Here is a 16,825-nt window from a genome sequence, read left to right on the forward strand (position 1 = left end):
CATCATGGACGACAAGGGAGTCGAAGACGCCGCCATCCTGCTGATGTCGCTCGGCGAGGAAGAGGCCTCCGAGGTCTTCAAGCATCTGCAGCCCAAGGAGGTGCAGAAGCTCGGCGAGACCATCGCCAAACTCAAGGTCGTCCCGCGCGAGAAGGTCGAGTCGGTGCTGACGCGCTTCGACCAGGTGGCCGAGACGCAGAGCATGCTGGTGCAGGACACCGACGAATACGTGCGCGCAGTGCTGCGCAAGGCGCTGGGCGAGGACAAGGCCAACCTGCTGCTGGACCGCATCCTGCAGGGCGGCGACGTCTCGTCGATCGAGAGCCTGAAGTGGATGGACGCCGCCTCGGTGGCCGAGCTGCTGCGCAACGAGCACCCGCAGATCATCGCGGCCATCCTCTCGCACCTGGACTTCGACCAGACCAGCGGCGTGCTCAAGCTGTTCACCGAGCGCGCGCGCAACGAGGTGCTGATCCGCATCGCCACGCTGGACGGCGTGCAGCCGATGGCGCTGAAGGACCTCAACGAGGTGATGAGCCAGGTGCTGGCCGGCGGCGAGCGCATGAAGAAGAGCTCGCTGGGCGGCGTGAAGACCGCGGCCGAGATCATCAACATGATGGGCTCTGCCATCGAGGCCTCGGTGCTGGACTACATCCGCGAGGCCGATGCCGATCTGGCGCAGAAGATCATGGACAACATGTTCACCTTCGACGATCTGGAGAAGATCGACGACAAGGGCATCCAGGCGGTGCTCAAGGAGGTGCAGTCCGAATCGCTGGTGGTCGCGCTCAAGGGCGCCGGCCCCGAACTGCGCGAGAAGGTGTTCCGCAATATGTCCACCCGCGCCGCCGAGACGCTGCGCGAAGACCTGGAGTCGCGCGGCCCGGTCCGGCTGTCCGAAGTCGAGGCCGAGCAGAAGGAAATGCTCAAGATCGTGCGCCGTCTGGTCGACGAAGGCCAGATCGTGCTCATGGGCGGCGGCGACGACGCCTTCGTTTAAGCCATGGCCACCCGTCAACCGCCCCGCCAGGTGCCGCCGCCGGAACGCCGCTCCGGCGAGGAGCGGCGTACCAACTACAGCCGCTTCATCCCGCGCGAGGAGCTCTCGGATTTCTCGAGCTGGAGTCCCAGCGCCTTCCAGGATGTGCCGCCGGCCGAGCGCCCCGGCATCTTCGCGCCGGCGCCGCAGCCCGAGGTCAAGCCGGCCGAACCGCCACCGCCGCCCGAGCCCAGCATCGACGAGCTGCTGCATGCGGCGCGCCAGAGCGGCTATCAGGACGGCTACCGCGACGGCATGGCCGCGCTCGACGCCTTCAAGCAGAGCTTCGCGCAGCAGATGAGCCGGCAGATCGGCGCGCTGGTGAAGAGCTTCGACACCGAGTTCGCTGCGCTGGAGGAGCAGATGGCCGACACGCTGGCCACCATGGCCGTCGAGCTGGCGCGCCAGGTGGTGCGGGCCGAGATCGAGCAGCGGCCCGAGGTCATCGCCCGCGTCGCGCATGATGCGGTGGAGGCGCTGCAGCTGTCGGCCCGCCATGTGCGCGTGCGCGTCAACCCGGACGACCTGGCCCTGGTGCAGGACGGCGCCGGCGAGGAGATGAAGGCACGCGACGCACAGATCATCCCCGATGCCGAGGTGCCGCGCGGCGGCTGCAAGGTGGATTCCGACATCGGCAGCGTCGACGCCACGCTGGCCACGCGCTGGCTGCAGGTGGTGCAGGCCATGGGCCAGACCTCGCTGTGGGAAGACCGCCGTGCCGGCGGCGACGACGGCAGCGAGGACACACAGCCATGAGCGCACGCCACGATCGCTGGTCGCGCTACCTGGAGGACCTCAAGGCCTTCGCCTCCACGCCGGTGCCGCTGGAGCCGCAGGGCAAGCTGGTGCGCGTGGCCGGCCTGGTGCTGGAAGCCACCGGCGTGCGCGTGCCGGTCGGCTCGGTCTGCGAGATCTCGATGCCACGACCCAGCGGCAACACGCTGCACGGCAGCCGCCGGGGCGCCGCCCCGGTAAAGGCGGAGGTGGTCGGCTTCTCCGGCGACCGCGCCTTCCTGATGCCCACCGACGAGGTGCAGGGTCTGGCCAGCGGCGCCACGGTGCTGCCGCGCTTCACGCCGCCGCAGGCGCCCAAGCTGGGCAAGCCTCAGCATCCCTTCCGCCGCGACGAGGACCGCGGCCTGCATCTGCCGATGGGCGACGGGCTGCTGGGCCGCGTTGTCGATTCGCACGGCCACCCGCTGGACCGACGCGGCCCGCTGCAGGACGTGCACGACGAGCCGATGATCCGCCGCCCGATCAACGCGATGGACCGCGACCCGGTGCGCACGCCGCTGGACACCGGCGTGCGTTCGATCAACGCGATGCTCACCGTCGGCCGCGGCCAGCGTATCGGCCTGTTCGCCGGTACCGGCGTCGGCAAGTCGGTGCTGCTGGGCATGATGGCCCGCTACACCCAGGCCGATGTGATCGTCGTCGGTCTGATTGGCGAGCGCGGCCGCGAGGTGAAGGAATTCATCGAGGACATCCTCGGCGAGGAAGGCATCAAGCGCTCGGTCGTCGTCGCCGCGCCCGCCGACGCGCCGCCGCTGGTGCGCCTGCAGGGCGCCAGCTACGCCACCGCGATCGCCGAGCATTTCCGCGATCGGGGCCAGCATGTGCTGCTGCTGATGGATTCGCTGACCCGCTATGCGATGGCGCAGCGCGAGATCGCGCTGGCCATCGGCGAGCCGCCGGCCACCAAGGGCTATCCGCCCAGCTGCTTCGCCAAGCTGCCGCAGCTGGTCGAGCGCAGCGGCAACGGCCTGGCCGGCGGCGGCTCGATCACCGCCTTCTACACCGTGCTGTCCGAGGGCGATGACCAGCAGGACCCGATTGCCGACGCGGCCCGAGGCATCCTGGACGGCCACATCGTGCTGTCGCGCGAACTGGCCGAGGCCGGCCACTACCCGGCCATCGACGTCGAGCGCTCGATCTCGCGCGTGATGACCAATGTGGCCGAGCCGCGCCACCTGGAGTCGGCACGCCGCTTCCGTCAGCTGCTGGCCAAGTACAACAAGGCACGCGACCTGATCCAGCTCGGCGCCTACCAGGCCGGCCACGATCCCGAGCTCGATGCGGCGGTGCGCCTGCATCCGGACATGGTGCGCCTGCTGCAGCAGGACATGCACACGCCGGCCGCACTGCCCGCCAGCGTCCAGCAACTGCAAACAGTGGTCAATCAGGCCTGATTTCGGCCGATAAGCGTAGGACGAAGAGACGTACAAGGTTGACCATGAGCACGAGCATCAGCAATCTGCACACCTTGGGCATCCTGCTGGAGCGCGCCGAGTCGGAGCGCGACCAGGCCCTGGCCTATCTGCAGGAGGTCCGCCGTCAGGCCGAGGCCGCCCAGGCCCAGCACACGCAGCTCGGGCAGTACCGCAACGAGTACCAGCAGCGCTGGACGCAGCAGTTCACGCGGGGCTCGAGCATAGACATCGTCGGCTGCTACCAGACCTTCGGCCTGCGCCTGGACCAGGCGATCGAGCAGCAGGGCCTGGTGGCCCGCCACTCCGACGCCCGCGTGGAGCGCGCCCAGGCGACGCTGCGCGAGCTGGAGGTGCGCGTGGCTTCGATACGCAAGCTGATCGAGCGCCGTCGTGCCGAGATGCTGCGCATGGCCGAGCGCCGCGAGCAGAAGCAGACCGACGAACAGGCCGCGCGTGCGGCGCTGGCCCAGCACAACCCCTTCGCGCGCCTCAGCGCGTGACCCTCCGACGCATGGACCGAGGCCCCTCCCGATGCAATCCCTGAACAACCCCAGCGCGTCCGCGTCGTCGGTGGCCAAGTCCTCGGCGGCGCTGGCCCTGTTCGCAGCCAGCCCGGCCGCAGCCGGCCGCGGCAATGACAGTGGCGCCAGCTTCGCGCAGCTGTTGCGCGAAACGGCCAGCACCAGCGCGACGCCGGCGCCGTCCAGCGCAGCACCCCAGGCCGGCGCGCACGGCCAGGCGGGCGGCGAGATCTCCGCCACCAAGGGTCACAAGCCGTCGGACGACGCTTCGTCGGCACGCGCTGAGGCAGACGACGCAGCAAAGCCATCGCCCGAGGGGACGGAGCAGGACGTGGGCCAGGACGACAAACGGGCCGTGGCCTCGCGTGGCGATGCCGAGCAGCAGGCGCGCAAGACGCGCCGCAGCACGCAGGAGCGCGAGCAGCTCGCCGCTCGCCAGGCCGAGGCGCGCCAGTCGGCCTCCGACCGCAGCAAGATCGACGGCATCGCCAGCGGCGACGCTGTCGCCCCAGATATCGTCAGCAGCCCCGGCGAGAGCGCTGCGCTCGACCAGGCTCTGACGGACGCAAACGCGACGCCGCTGGCTGCCGAGGTGCTGGCCCTGCTCCAGCAGGCGCAGCACAAGCAGGCACCGTCCGGCGAGGCGCAAGGCGATGAGACCATGGCGGTCGAGCTGTCCGGCAAGGCCGTGCCGCACCACAACCCCAGCACCTCGTTGGACACCGCAGATGTCCAGGCCCAGCCCCTGCCTGGCGCCGACGGCAAGCCGGCGGCCAAGGGCGCGAGCATCGAGGCCGGCGAAGTCCGCGGCAGCCTTTTGACTGGCGCGTCGAGCGAGGCCGCCGCGTCCTTCCAGGGCGAGCTGCGCCAGGCCCAGAGCAGCGCCAGCCCGGTGATCCCAGGCACGCCAGTTGCCGCGTTGCAGCCCAAGAGCGGCAGCGCCGAAACGGCCGCAGCCGACAAGGCGGGCATCCCGCTGCAGGCACCGCTGGAGAGCCCGCAGTTTGCACCGGAGATGGCGGCTCGCGTCAGCGTGCTCGCCGCCGAAGGTGTGCAGCAGGCCAAGCTGCACCTCAACCCGGCCGAGATGGGGCCGGTGTCGGTGCAGATCATCGTCGATGGGCAGCAGGCCCAGGTGTCCTTCGTGGCCGAGCAGAGCCAGACGCGCAGCGCCCTCGAGGCCAGCCTGCCCGATCTGGCCAGCGCGCTGCGCGAGCAAGGCCTGACGCTGGCCGGCGGCGGCGTGTTCCAGCAGTCGCCCGGCCAGAGCCGCGGCGAGCGCGAGGCCCAGGGTTCACAGACGCAAGCGACCCACAGCGATCTCGCCGCGGCGCCGGGTGCCGATGAAGGCAACAGCGCGATGGCAGCCGTGGCACCGCAGCGGACAGGCCGCGGCGTTGTCGATCTCTATGCCTGAGGTGCCAGGCGCCGCACCGAAGACACAGCGCTTTACCCCGCTATTCGCGCCACTCGCGACAGGCGGTTTTCTGAATAATGGCGTCATGCCGGGCAACCGGGGCAACCGCCCCGCCGCCCGGGCAGACGACAGTCCACAGGAGTTCTCATGGCAACGCAAGCCGCTGCTGCCGATGCGCCCGCCGCTGGCGGGGGCAAGAAGAAGCTGATCATCATCCTCGCCGCCGTGCTGCTGCTGGTGCTGATCGGCGGTGGCGCGGCTGTCTTCCTGCTGAAGAAGAAGCCAGCCGCCGAGGGCGAGGAAGGCGAAGAGACCGCGGCAGTCGCGCATACGCCGGCGGCACCCAAGGTCGATCCCAAGAACCCGCCGGTGTTCGTGCCGCTGGAGCCCTTCACCGTCAATCTGGCGGACAAGGAAGTCGACCGCTTTGCGCAGATCGGCATCACGCTGGAGGTGGCCGACGCGAAAACCGGCGATCTGCTCAAGACATTCATGCCGGCCATCCGCGGCAACATCCTGATGCTGCTGTCGCACAAGACCGCCGTTGAGCTGCTGACGCGCGAGGGCAAGGAAAAGCTGGCTCGCGAGGTCAACCGCGAAGCCGTGCGCCCGATCGGCATCGAGCTGGAAGACGAGGACGAGGAAGCCGAGCAGGACGAAGCGCCGAAGAAGAAGAAAAAGAAGCGCAAGCCTGCGGTCGTGAGCCCGATCCTCAATGTGCATTTCTCTACCTTCATCGTCCAGTGAAGCGGAGCTGACTCGCAGCGCGCACGCCCAGCCATGAATCAGCAGATCCTCTCTCAAGACGAAGTCGATGCCCTGCTCCAGGGGATCACCGGCGAGAGCCAGAAGCTCGAGCAGGAGGAGGAGCAGGTCGGCGGCATACGCGACTACAACCTGGCCAGCCAGGAGCGCATCGTCCGTGGGCGCATGCCCACGATGGAGATCATCAACGAGCGCTTCGCCCGCAACATCCGCGTCGGCCTGTTCAACTTCATCCGCAAGAGTCCCGAGGTCGCGATCGGCGGCATCAAGGTGCAGAAGTACAGCGCCTTCCTGCGCGAGATCGTCGTGCCGACCAACTTCAACATCGTCTCGGTCAAGCCGCTGCGCGGTTCCGGCCTGATCGTCTGCGACCCGACGCTGGTGTTCGCAGTGATCGATTCGCTGTTCGGCGGCAACGGCAAGTTCCACGCCCGCATCGAGGGTCGCGACTTCTCCGCCACCGAGCAGCGCGTGATCCTGCGCCTCGTCGAGGTGATCACCGCCGAGTACCAGAAGGCCTGGAAGGGTGTCTATCCGCTCGAGCTGGAGTACCAGCGCTCGGAGATGCAGCCGCAGTTCGCCAACATCGCCACGCCCAGCGAGATCGTGGTGTCGACCTCGTTCACGCTGGAAGTGGGCGAAACCAGCGGCACGGTGTACTTCTGCATCCCGTATTCGACGCTGGAGCCGATACGCGACGTGCTGTACTCCACCACGGTGGGCGATTCGGCCGAGCCGGACCGCCGCTGGGTGAATCTGCTCAAGCACCAGATCCAGGCTGCCGAAGTTGAACTGGTGGCCGAGTTGGGCTACGCGCCGGCCACGGTCGAGCAGCTGCTCGCCTTCAAGCCCGGCGACTTCATCGAGCTCGACCTGGACCCGCTGATCAAGGCCAAGGTCGATGGCGTGCCGGTGTTCGACTGCCACTACGGCACCTCGAACGGCAAGTACGCGCTCAAGGTAGACAAGATGCTGACCGGCCACGACCAGGGCTGGTTGGGAGCACGCAATGACAGCTGACAGCCCCGCACAAGACGAACAGGACGCGATGGCGGCCGAGTGGGCCGCGGCGCTGGCCGAGGCCAAGCCCGCGGCCACCGAGGTGGCCGCGGAAGTGCAGGCGCCTCCGGAGCAGGTGGCTCCGGCCAGCTTCGCCAGCTTCGCGCCGACGCCGGGCAATATGCCCGGCAACGACATCAACATGATCCTCGACATCCCGGTCCAGCTGACCGTGGAGTTGGGGCGCACGCGCATCCCGATCAAGAACATCCTGCAGCTGGCGCAGGGCTCGGTGGTGGAGCTCGACGCGCTGGCCGGCGAGCCCATGGACGTGCTCGTCAACGGCTATCTGATCGCCCAGGGCGAGGTGGTGGTGGTGAACGACAAGTTCGGTATCCGCCTGACCGACATCGTCACGCCGTCCGAGCGGATGCGCCGCCTGAGCCGCGCCTGAGCGGAGCACCCATCCCCGCGGCCTGCGGCGGCCTCCTTGAAGGGGGTGGAGCCGGACCAGCAGCCTCCGCACGGAAAGACGCGCGCTGCTAAAAGCCCGACCAGGGGCGGATTCCGCCGCTTTCCTCACGGATTGACCCCCGGCATGGCCGGCCACAATGGCCCGGCCATGAACACCAATTCCCTTCTGCCGCTGCTGTGGTTTCTCGCCATCCTTGCGCTGATTCCGCTGGCCTTGTGGTTGCTCAAGCGCACACCGCTGGGCGGTGCTGCCGCCCAGGGCCAGTTGAAGACCGTGGCGATGCTGCCGCTGTCGCCCAGCCAGCGCATCGTCACCATCGAGGTCGGCCAGGGCGAGGATCGCCGCTGGCTGGTGCTGGGCGTCACCGCCCAGCAGATCAACACGCTGCATGTGATGCCAGCACAGGCCGAACTGCCCGCCAGCGGTGCGGGCTCGCCCTTTGCGCAGCAGTTGCTCGCGCGCATGCGCGGCACCGACACCACCAGCCCGGAGCAAGGAGGCGAGCGTGCAGCCTGAATGCAAGCCCCGCCGGGCGCTGTCCGCCCTCGCCCGCCGTCGCGTGGCGCAAGGCCTGCTGGTATCGACAGTATCGGCACTTTCTGCAGCCGCTTTAGCACAGGGCGCAGGTGGCGGCAGCGGCGCCACGCTGCCCATACTCGTCGGCCAGGGTGCCGGTGGCAGCAGCTACTCGGTGCCGATCCAGACGCTGCTGTTCTTCACCGCCCTGGGCTTCCTGCCCGCAGTGCTGCTGATGATGACGGGCTTCACGCGCATCGTCATCGTGCTCTCTCTGATGCGCCAGGCTCTGGGCACGCAGGCTGCACCGCCCAACCAGGTCATCATCGGCCTGTCCCTGTTCCTCACCTTCTTCGTGATGAGCCCGACGCTGGACAAGGTCTACACCGAGGCCTGGCAGCCCTATTCGACCAACCAGATCGCCTTCGACGAAGCGATGCGCCGAGCCGAGGTGCCGATGCGCAGCTTCATGCTCAAGCAGACGCGGCAGGCCGATGTCGCGCTGTTCGCCAAGCTGGCCAAGCTCGATCCGGCGACCAAGGCGGAGGACGTGCCGTTTCGCGTGCTGGTGCCGGCCTTCGTGACCAGCGAGCTCAAGAGCGCCTTCCAGATCGCCTTCCTGATCTTCATCCCCTTCCTGGTCATCGACATGATCGTCTCCAGCGTGCTGATGAGCCTGGGCATGGTGATGCTGTCGCCGGTGCTGGTGGCCCTGCCCTTCAAGCTGATGCTCTTCGTGCTGGCGGACGGCTGGAATCTGCTGATCGGCTCGCTGGCCGCCTCTTTCGCCACCTGATCGAACGCCACACCCATGGATGCACAACAAGTCTTCACCTTCGGACAGCAGGGCCTGTACATGCTGCTGCTGGTGGCCGCGCCCATCCTGATCACGGTGCTGCTGGTCGGCGTGCTGGTCAGCGTGTTCCAGGCGGCCACGCAGATCAACGAGGCCACGCTGTCCTTCGTGCCCAAGATCGTCGCCGCCGTGCTGGTGATGGCGATCACCGGCCCCTGGATGATGACGACGCTGGTCGAGTACATCCAGCGCACGCTGGAGACCATTCCGCAGGTGGTCGGCTGATACCGAACGCGACGCGATGTTCACCGTTACCGAAGCACAGCTGCTCGCCTGGCTGAATCCGCTGCTGTGGCCCTTCGTGCGCACGCTGGCCCTGCTCTCGGGTCTGCCCATCTTCAGCCAGCGCAATATGCCGATGCGTGCTCGTGTCGGGCTGGCGCTGTTCATCGCGCTGGCGATGCAGCCCTCGCTGCCGGAAATGCCGGTGCTGCCGCTGGACTCGATAGGCATGCTGGTGCTGCTGATCGCGCAGCAGCTGCTCATCGGCCTGGCGATGGGCTTTGCGGTGCGGCTGGTCTTCGCCTCGCTGGAGTTTGCCGGCGAGTTGATCGGGCTGCAGATGGGTCTGAACTTCGCCGGCTTCTTCGACCCCGCCACAGGCAGCCAGGGCACGTCCAGCGCCCGCTTCTTCGGCAGCCTGGTGGCCTTTCTGTTTGTCGCCATCAACGGCCACCTGCTGTTGATCAATGCACTGGCGCAGAGCTTCGTCGCCTTTCCGGTCGGCGAGGAGCCGTTCCACTTCCTGCGTGCGGCGCAGCCCCAGGTCTGGGGCGCGGAGATCTTCCGCATCGGCCTGTGGATCGCGCTGCCCTTGATCACGATGCTGCTCTTCGTCAACATCGTGCTGGGCGTGATCTCGCGCGTCGCGCCGCAGATCAGCGTGTTCTCGATCGGCTTCCCCATCACCGTGAGCGTCGGCCTGATCGGCATGGTCGCCACGCTGCCGCTGATGCAGACGCCGTTCACCGTGGCCCTCGAGCGGCTGCTGGCCGCGTTCACCTAGCGCCTGCGGCTGCTCGCCGCGCGGATTCAGGACTGGACCAAGCCGTTGCGTATGGCGTAGACGGTGAGCTCGGAGTTGTTGCTCAAGCCCAGCTTCTCGAGCACGCGGGCGCGGTAAACGCTGACCGTCTTCGGGCTGAGCGTCAGTTCCTCGGCAATGTCGGAGAGCCGCTTGCCCGAGGCAATCATCACCAGGGTCTGCAACTCGCGATCGGACAGCTTCTGGTGCGCCTGCTCGGCAGCGGGCGCGGTGAGGCTCTCCACCAGCATCTGCGCGATCTCGGGCGTCACGTACTTGCGGCCCTGCGCGACCGTGCGCACCGCCTGCACCAGCAGCTGTGGATCGCCGCCCTTGTTGACGTAGCCGAAGGCGCCCGCCTTGAGCGCGCGGATCGCGTACTGGTCCTCCGGATACATGGAGACGATCAGCACGCGCACCGGGCTGCCTTCGTCCTTGAGGGCATGCAGCACATCCAGGCCGCTGCGGCCGGGCATGTTGATGTCCAGCACCAGCACGTCGCAGTCGCGGCCTTGCCCGGCCAGCTGGCGCAGCAGGCTGCGGAGCTCGCCGTACTCGCCGGCCTCGCCGACCACCTCGATGTCGGAGGCATCGGCCAGGGTGTCGCGGATGCCGCGCCGGATCAAGGCATGGTCATCGCAAAGAATCACTCGAATCATGCACCGCCCCAGGCAGAAGGATCATGTGCCGGCACCAGCGCGTCGGCCTCGTCAGTCACCGTGCACTCGGCATGCAGCGGCACCGTCAGGATGAGGCTGGTACCGGCCGAGCTGCTGCTCAGGTCCACCCAGCCGCCCACCGTGGCGGCGCGCTCATGCAGGCCACGAATGCCGAAGCTGCGCGCCTTGGCCAGGTCGCCCGGCGCGATGCCCCGCCCGTTGTCACGCACCTCCAGCGTCAGCACGCCGGAGTCGACGCTGAGGTCGATGTCGACCTGCGTCGCCTGGGCATGCTTGGACACATTGGTCAGCGCTTCCTGCGCCATGCGATAAGCCACCAGCGGCACGCCGGGCGGCAGCTGGATCTGCTCCTGGCTGGTGCGCACCTTGGTGAGGATGCCGGTGCGGCGCTCGAAGCGCATGCTCATCCACTGCACCGCAGCCACCAGCCCCTGCTCGAGGATGGCCGGGCGCAGGTTGTGCATGATGCGCTGACTGGCCTCGATCGCGTAGCTGACCGTCTCAAGCGCCGACTGCACCCGCTGGCGCAGCGCCTCGTCGGTGGCGTGGCGCGCCATCCAGGCCAGGTCGAACTTGAGCGCTGTCAGCGAGCCGCCCACGTCGTCGTGAATCTCGCGGGCGATCGCAGCACGCTCCATCTCGATGCTGGTCTGCAGATGCCCGGCCAACTCATGCAGTTGCTGCTTGGACTTCAGCAGTTCGCGGTCGGCCGCCTGGCGGGCCCGCTGAGTCTCGCTGGCCTCGATCGCATGCAGCAGGGCCGGCGCGAGCCGGGCCAGGTTGTTCTTCAGCAGGTAGTCCGAGGCGCCGGTGCGCATCGCGGCGACCGCCGTGTCTTCGCCGATTTCGCCCGAGACCAGGATGAAGGGGACCAGTTGCTGGCTGTCCTTGAGCATGTCCAGCACCAGCAGCCCGGAAAAACCCGGCAGGTTGTAGTCGGAAACGATGGCATCCCAGGGTTGCTGCAGCGCCTGCGCAACAGCGGACAGGGTATCGACACGCTCCACTTCAACCCGCAGCCCCGCACGCTGCAACTGCGCCAGTATCAGCTGATGGTCGAGTTCCGAATCTTCGACATGCAGTATCCGCAGGGAACGCTCGGCGCTGGTGGACGTCATGGGGCGGGAGTATGCCAAGAATGACCAGCCGTCCGACTCGGGAGCCACCCCAGACCGAAAACGCTTGAGCAATCCATACCCTGCGGCAATACTAATCAGCGGATCGAGGCAAATTTTGCCGATATCAACAAATAAACCTGTTTCGCCTTGCTTGTCGCGTAGACAAGCGCGGGCAGAATTGCCGAAGATTTCTAGCGCTGCCAAGCCCTGCCCGCCCCTGGACAAGGCCAAGCCAGAACAAGGAACTTCAGCGATGGAGCCAGTACGTTGATGAGCGACACACCAGAGCCCGACGCACCGGGCCTGCTGCCCCTGCTGGCTGCCGCCGAGATCCAGGACCATCTGATGACGGTCAACAACGATCTCGAACGCCTTCAGCGACTGATCGACGACGCGGGTGAGTCGCTGTCCGCGCACTTCTACGCTGCGTCCAGCCAGCTCAACACCATGCTGCGGCAGGCCGCAGAGAACGACGGCCAGTGCAGCGCCGCCGGCCTGCATGCCGTGATGGAGCAGATTGCCGGCGCCATCACCGCGCTGCAGTTTCAGGACATGTCCACGCAGCTGATCGCACACACCTCGCAGCGGCTGCGCAACTGTTCGGACCAGCTCGCGCGAGACGCCTTCGGCGACGACGAGGATGGCGAAGCCGTCGTCGAGATCGCGCCGCTACGCCCCAACCCCGTGACTCAGGACGAGATGGACGCAGGCTCCGTCGAACTGTTCTAAAGATCCCTCAAGCTCAACCGATACCCGTTTGTTATCCGGAGAAAAACGATGCACTCAATTCTTGCTGTGGACGATTCGGCATCGATGCGCCAGATGGTCTCCTTCACCCTCAAGAACGCCGGTTACAACGTGGTGGAAGCGGTGGATGGCCAGGACGCATGGGAAAAGTCCGCCACGCGTGACTTCGACCTGATCCTCACCGACCAGAACATGCCGCGCATGGATGGCATCAGCCTGACCAAGAAGCTGCGCGACAACCCGAAGTTCAAGACCACGCCCATCCTGATCCTGACCACCGAGTCCAGCGACCAGATGAAGCAGGCCGGACGCGCCGCGGGCGCCACCGGTTGGCTGGTCAAGCCCTTCGACCCGGCCAAGCTGATCGAAGTGATCGGCAAAGTCATCCGCTAAAGCAGCGCCTTCAGACCACAGGAGTTCAGCATGGGAGAGATGTCTTCCGAAGGCGCGAGCGTCAGTGCCGGTATCGACCTCAGCCAGTTCTATCAGGTCTTCTTCGAGGAAGCTGGCGAGAACCTCGACAACATGGAGCAGCTGCTGCTGAACCTGAACATCGAGGCAGCCGACGATGAGGAACTGAACGCGATCTTCCGCTGCGCGCACTCGATCAAGGGCGGCGCAGCGACTTTCGGTTTCAGCGACGTGGCCGAGCTGACCCACCAGATGGAAACGCTGCTGGACAAGCTGCGGCGCCATGAGCTGGCCCCCAACTCTGCGATGGTCGATGTGCTGCTGCAGTCCGGCGACGCGCTGCGCGCGCAGCTGGGGCGGCATCAGGGCAGCGGAGCCGATCCGGTGGACACCAGCTCGCTGCTGGCCAGCATCCGCGCCTTCGTCGAAGGCGGCGAGCCGCCGGCCGTTGCCGCGCCTGCCCCGGCCGCTGCGGCACCAGCCCCTGCAGCGGCTGCACCGGCTGCTGCACCAGTTGCGGCCGCCGGCAAGCCGGGCGCACGGCTGCTCGAGCTGCAGGTTGGCCCGTTGGCTGACCCCTCTCAAGCCGACAACCTGGTCGAGCTGTTCAAGGAAATCACCGACCTCGGCACCATCGAACCTCTGGACGCCGGCCAGGCCGCCGATGGCATGCGCCGCTTCAAGGTCCTGACCAGCAGCAGCGACAACGAGTTGCTGGACCTGTTCACCTTCCATGTCGCGCGCGAGCAGGTCAAGCTGATGCCGCTGGGCCCCGGCTACGGCTTCCATGAGGGCGCCCCTGGGGCACCCGAGCCGACGCCGCCGGATCCGGGCTATGGTTTCTTCGACAACGCGCCCGGCGTACCGGCAGCCAGCACGGCCGCGGTGAGCGCCGAGGCCCCCAAGGCTGCGGTGGTGCCCGCCGCCAAGCCGGCAGCTGGCAAGGCGGCCGAGCCGCGCCCAGCCGCCGGTGGCATGGACCAGACCACGCTGCGCGTCTCGGTCGAAAAGGTCGACCAGCTGATCAACTTGGTCGGCGAGCTCGTCATCACCCAGGCGATGCTGGCGCAGAACAGCGCCGGCCTGGACCCGGCGCTGTATCAGCAGCTGGCTTCGGGCCTGGCCGATCTGGAGCGCAACACCCGCGATCTGCAGGAATCGGTGATGTCGATCCGCATGATTCCGATGTCGGGCGTCTTCAACCGCTTTCCGCGCATGCTGCGCGACCTGGCATCCAAGCTGGGCAAGAAGGTCGAGCTGGTCACCCAAGGTGAAGCCACCGAACTCGACAAGGGACTGGTCGAGAAGATTACCGATCCGCTGACCCATCTGGTGCGCAACAGCTGCGACCACGGCATCGAGTTGCCGGCTGAACGCCTGGCCAAGGGCAAGCCGGAGCATGGCACCATCACCCTGGTTGCCTCACACCAAGGCGGCTCCATCGTCATCGAGGTGCGCGACGACGGCCGAGGCCTCAACCGCGAGAAGCTGCTGAAGAAGGCACGCGAGAAGGGCATCGACGCGCCCGACAGCATGAGCGACGCCGATGTCTGGGGCCTGATCTTCGCGCCCGGCTTCTCCACCGCGGAACAGGTGACCGATGTTTCAGGCCGCGGCGTCGGCATGGACGTGGTGAAGAAGAACATCACCGCGCTGGGCGGCACGGTGGAGATCGACTCCGCCGAAGGCTACGGCATGAAGGTCTCCGTACGTCTGCCGCTGACGCTGGCCATCATGGACGGCATGAGCGTCGGTGTCGGCGAAGAGGTCTACATCCTGCCGCTGGCCTCGGTGGTCGAATCCTTCCAGGTGCAGGCGGACACCATCAAGACCGTGGGCGGCTCCGGACGCGTGGTCGAGGTGCGCGACGAGTTCATGCCGGTGGTCGAACTCGAGCAGGTCTTCAATGTCCCGCGCTTCGACTTCGAGCATGTCAGCTCCATCATGGTCGTGGTCGAGGCCGAAGGCGGCCGCGTCGCACTGCTCGTGGACGAACTGCTCGGCCAGCAGCAGGTGGTGGTGAAGAACCTGGAGTCCAACTACAAGAAGGTGCCGGACGTCTCGGGCGCAACCATCATGGGCGACGGTCGTGTGGCGCTGATCCTGGACATCGGCAGCCTGGTACGCCGCTCGCGCCACTGAGCCCTGCGACGCAGCTAGGTCACTGACACAAGAACAAAGAGCAAACGTGGGAGAAGGACAGACATGACAAACGTGCGCGCCCTGCTACGGCAATTCAGCATACGCACCCGCATGATCGGCGCGATCGCGATGGTGCTGGTGTTGCTGTTGCTGGTCGGCAGCGTCGGCCTGGTGGGCATGAATTCGCTGACCAAACTGACGCAGGAGTTCGCCGACCAGTCGGTTGCAGAAGCCGTTCAGCTCAACCGCCTGATCCGAGCCATGGGCGAGATGCGCGCGCACGAGAAGGACATGATCATCAACTACGAGAAGCCGGACGCGGTGAAGGCAGCTCGTGCGAAGTGGGAAGCCTCACGTACGGCCATCGGCGACATCACCAAGCGGATGGCCGAGTCGCAGACCGACAGCGACAAAGCCCTGATGGAGAAGGTGCAGGCCTTGCTGGCTGCCTATGCCAACAAGGCGCAGGAAGTACTCAGCTCGCTGGAGAACAACGCCTACGACAACCCGGCGATTGCCGACAGGCTCTTGAGTCGCGCCAAGCAGGATGTGGAACAGGCCGAGAAGCTGCTCGACGAGCTGAGTCGCACTATCGAGGCCGAGAGCGGCGAGACCAAGGCGGCAGCAGAGGCCAGCCAGACAAAGGCTCTCAGCGCCTTCATCGTCGTGCTGGCCCTGGCGGCGCTGGTGGTGGTGCCGCTGACCCTGCTGAACATGGTCAGCATCTGCGCGCCGTTGGCCGATGCCGAGGAGCTGGCGCGCGCCATTGCGCAGGGCGACCTGAGCAGCGCGTCCAAGACCATCGAAGGCAAGGACGAAGCCTCGCACCTGATGCGCTCGCTGCAGCACATGCAGCAGTCGCTGAAAGACCTGGTCGGACAACTGCGCGCCTCGGCCGAGAGCATCCGTACCGCCTCGGTCGAGATCGCCAGCGGCAACCAAGATCTCTCCGGCCGCACCGAGCAGACCGCCAGCAGCCTGCAGTCCGCGGCATCCTCAATGGTGCAACTCACCGGCACGGTAAAGCAGACGGCCGAATCGGCCCGCACCGCCAACCAGCTCGCATCCTCGGCCTCGGGTGCCGCGGCCCGCGGCGGCGAAGTGGTCGGCCAGGTTGTCTCGACGATGGACGAGATCAACAGCAGCTCGAAGAAGATCGCCGACATCATCGGCGTCATCGACGGCATCGCCTTCCAGACCAACATCCTGGCCTTGAATGCTGCAGTGGAAGCCGCGCGGGCAGGCGAACAGGGCCGCGGCTTCGCGGTGGTCGCCGGCGAAGTCCGTTCGCTGGCGCAGCGCAGCGCCGAGGCGGCCCGCGAGATCAAGGCACTGATCGGCGCCAGCGTGGAGCGCGTCGAGGTCGGCACGCGCCTCGTGCAGGACGCAGGCAGCTCGATGAACGACATCGTCTCCAGCGTGCAGCGCGTCACCGACATCATCGGCGAGATCACCGCGGCCTCCACCGAGCAGAGCGATGGCATCGCGCAGGTCAACCAGTCGGTGGTCCAGCTCGACCAGATGACGCAGCAGAATGCCGCGCTGGTCGAGGAATCGGCAGCCGCGGCAGAAAGCCTCAAGGACCAGGCCGAACGCTTGAGTCAGGCAGTCTCCCGCTTCCGCCTGGACAGCCAGCAGACGGCAGCAGCCCCGTCGCTGACAACCGCCTTTGCCGCGCCCAAGACAGCCGGCAAGACCAGCACCAGCACTGTGACGGTGGCGCCCGCAGTGAAGCAGAACACCGCTTCGATCACGTCCGCAAGCGCCGCACGCAAGCCTCAGCCGACCACGCCACCCAAGCCGATGGCAGCGCCTGCGGTGCCCAAACCGGCAATTGCGGCAGCAGCCCCCAAGGCCAAGCCTCCAGTCCAGGAAGCTGATGGTGACTGGGAAACCTTCTGAGCC

18 protein-coding genes are annotated in these 16,825 nt (G+C 66.9%); 16 read left to right on the forward strand and 2 right to left on the reverse strand.

What is annotated here, in order from left to right:
* The first annotated feature begins 4 nt into the window (after positions 1–4).
* The 12 genes from fliG to fliR all read left to right on the forward strand — a co-directional run bounded on the left by fliG (position 5) and on the right by fliR (position 9,804).
* Complete coding sequence (gene fliG / locus AC2EBS_RS17920) at positions 5–1,000, forward strand: flagellar motor switch protein FliG (protein WP_484729820.1); 996 nt, start codon at positions 5–7, stop codon at positions 998–1,000.
* 3 nt (positions 1,001–1,003) lie between these two features.
* Positions 1,004–1,795, forward strand: coding sequence for a FliH/SctL family protein (locus AC2EBS_RS17925; protein WP_484729821.1), 792 nt, complete (start codon positions 1,004–1,006; stop codon positions 1,793–1,795).
* Positions 1,792–3,228: a flagellar protein export ATPase FliI gene (gene fliI / locus AC2EBS_RS17930; protein WP_484729822.1), complete on the forward strand. Its 1,437-nt coding sequence runs from the start codon at positions 1,792–1,794 to the stop codon at positions 3,226–3,228. Before AC2EBS_RS17925 ends, fliI begins: the two co-directional genes overlap by 4 nt.
* 44 nt (positions 3,229–3,272) lie before the next feature.
* The gene (fliJ, locus tag AC2EBS_RS17935; RefSeq protein WP_484729823.1) at positions 3,273–3,749 is read left to right on the forward strand and encodes a flagellar export protein FliJ; all 477 of its coding nucleotides are present in this window, start codon (positions 3,273–3,275) and stop codon (positions 3,747–3,749) included.
* A gap of 31 nt (positions 3,750–3,780) precedes the next feature.
* A complete protein-coding gene (locus AC2EBS_RS17940) occupies positions 3,781–5,187 on the forward strand; it encodes a flagellar hook-length control protein FliK (protein ID WP_484729824.1) in 1,407 nt (468 codons plus the stop codon).
* A 147-nt stretch (positions 5,188–5,334) separates the two neighbouring features.
* Positions 5,335–5,934: a flagellar basal body-associated FliL family protein gene (locus AC2EBS_RS17945; RefSeq protein WP_484729825.1), complete on the forward strand. Its 600-nt coding sequence runs from the start codon at positions 5,335–5,337 to the stop codon at positions 5,932–5,934.
* A gap of 33 nt (positions 5,935–5,967) precedes the next feature.
* On the forward strand, positions 5,968–6,972 hold the full coding sequence (gene fliM, locus AC2EBS_RS17950; protein ID WP_484729826.1) for a flagellar motor switch protein FliM: 1,005 nt from the start codon (positions 5,968–5,970) through the stop codon (positions 6,970–6,972).
* Positions 6,962–7,405: a flagellar motor switch protein FliN gene (fliN, locus tag AC2EBS_RS17955; RefSeq protein ID WP_484729827.1), complete on the forward strand. Its 444-nt coding sequence runs from the start codon at positions 6,962–6,964 to the stop codon at positions 7,403–7,405. The genes fliM and fliN overlap by 11 nt, the downstream gene beginning before the upstream one ends.
* A gap of 168 nt (positions 7,406–7,573) precedes the next feature.
* Positions 7,574–7,942, forward strand: coding sequence for a FliO/MopB family protein (locus AC2EBS_RS17960; RefSeq protein ID WP_484729828.1), 369 nt, complete (start codon positions 7,574–7,576; stop codon positions 7,940–7,942).
* Positions 7,943–7,961: 19 nt separating this feature from the next.
* Positions 7,962–8,738 carry a flagellar type III secretion system pore protein FliP gene (gene fliP, locus AC2EBS_RS17965; protein WP_484729864.1) on the forward strand — a complete coding sequence of 259 codons (777 nt, stop codon included), beginning with the start codon at positions 7,962–7,964 and terminating at the stop codon, positions 8,736–8,738.
* 15 nt (positions 8,739–8,753) lie between these two features.
* Positions 8,754–9,023, forward strand: a complete 270-nt coding sequence (fliQ, locus tag AC2EBS_RS17970; protein WP_484729829.1) for a flagellar biosynthesis protein FliQ — start codon at positions 8,754–8,756, stop codon at positions 9,021–9,023.
* Between the two features lie 16 nt (positions 9,024–9,039).
* A complete protein-coding gene (gene fliR / locus AC2EBS_RS17975) occupies positions 9,040–9,804 on the forward strand; it encodes a flagellar biosynthetic protein FliR (protein ID WP_484729830.1) in 765 nt (254 codons plus the stop codon).
* A gap of 26 nt (positions 9,805–9,830) precedes the next feature.
* Here the strand turns inward: fliR and AC2EBS_RS17980 are convergent, their stop codons facing one another.
* Both AC2EBS_RS17980 and AC2EBS_RS17985 read right to left on the reverse strand, forming a co-directional pair.
* Positions 9,831–10,481 (reverse strand): response regulator, encoded by a 651-nt coding sequence (locus tag AC2EBS_RS17980; protein ID WP_484729831.1) that lies wholly within the window; start codon positions 10,479–10,481, stop codon positions 9,831–9,833.
* The gene (locus AC2EBS_RS17985; RefSeq protein ID WP_484729832.1) at positions 10,478–11,620 is read right to left on the reverse strand and encodes a hybrid sensor histidine kinase/response regulator; all 1,143 of its coding nucleotides are present in this window, start codon (positions 11,618–11,620) and stop codon (positions 10,478–10,480) included. The genes AC2EBS_RS17980 and AC2EBS_RS17985 overlap by 4 nt, the downstream gene beginning before the upstream one ends.
* Positions 11,621–11,890: 270 nt before the next feature.
* Between AC2EBS_RS17985 and AC2EBS_RS17990 the strand changes: the two genes are divergently transcribed.
* The 4 genes from AC2EBS_RS17990 to AC2EBS_RS18005 all read left to right on the forward strand — a co-directional run bounded on the left by AC2EBS_RS17990 (position 11,891) and on the right by AC2EBS_RS18005 (position 16,822).
* Positions 11,891–12,349: a hypothetical protein gene (locus AC2EBS_RS17990; RefSeq protein ID WP_484729833.1), complete on the forward strand. Its 459-nt coding sequence runs from the start codon at positions 11,891–11,893 to the stop codon at positions 12,347–12,349.
* A gap of 48 nt (positions 12,350–12,397) precedes the next feature.
* Positions 12,398–12,760 carry a response regulator gene (locus AC2EBS_RS17995; RefSeq protein WP_484729834.1) on the forward strand — a complete coding sequence of 121 codons (363 nt, stop codon included), beginning with the start codon at positions 12,398–12,400 and terminating at the stop codon, positions 12,758–12,760.
* Positions 12,761–12,790: 30 nt separating this feature from the next.
* Complete coding sequence (locus AC2EBS_RS18000) at positions 12,791–14,920, forward strand: chemotaxis protein CheA (protein ID WP_484729835.1); 2,130 nt, start codon at positions 12,791–12,793, stop codon at positions 14,918–14,920.
* Between the two features lie 63 nt (positions 14,921–14,983).
* Complete coding sequence (locus tag AC2EBS_RS18005; RefSeq protein WP_484729836.1) at positions 14,984–16,822, forward strand: methyl-accepting chemotaxis protein; 1,839 nt, start codon at positions 14,984–14,986, stop codon at positions 16,820–16,822.
* The last annotated feature ends 3 nt before the right edge of the window (positions 16,823–16,825 follow it).

This window comes from Roseateles sp. T103 (assembly GCF_057219915.1).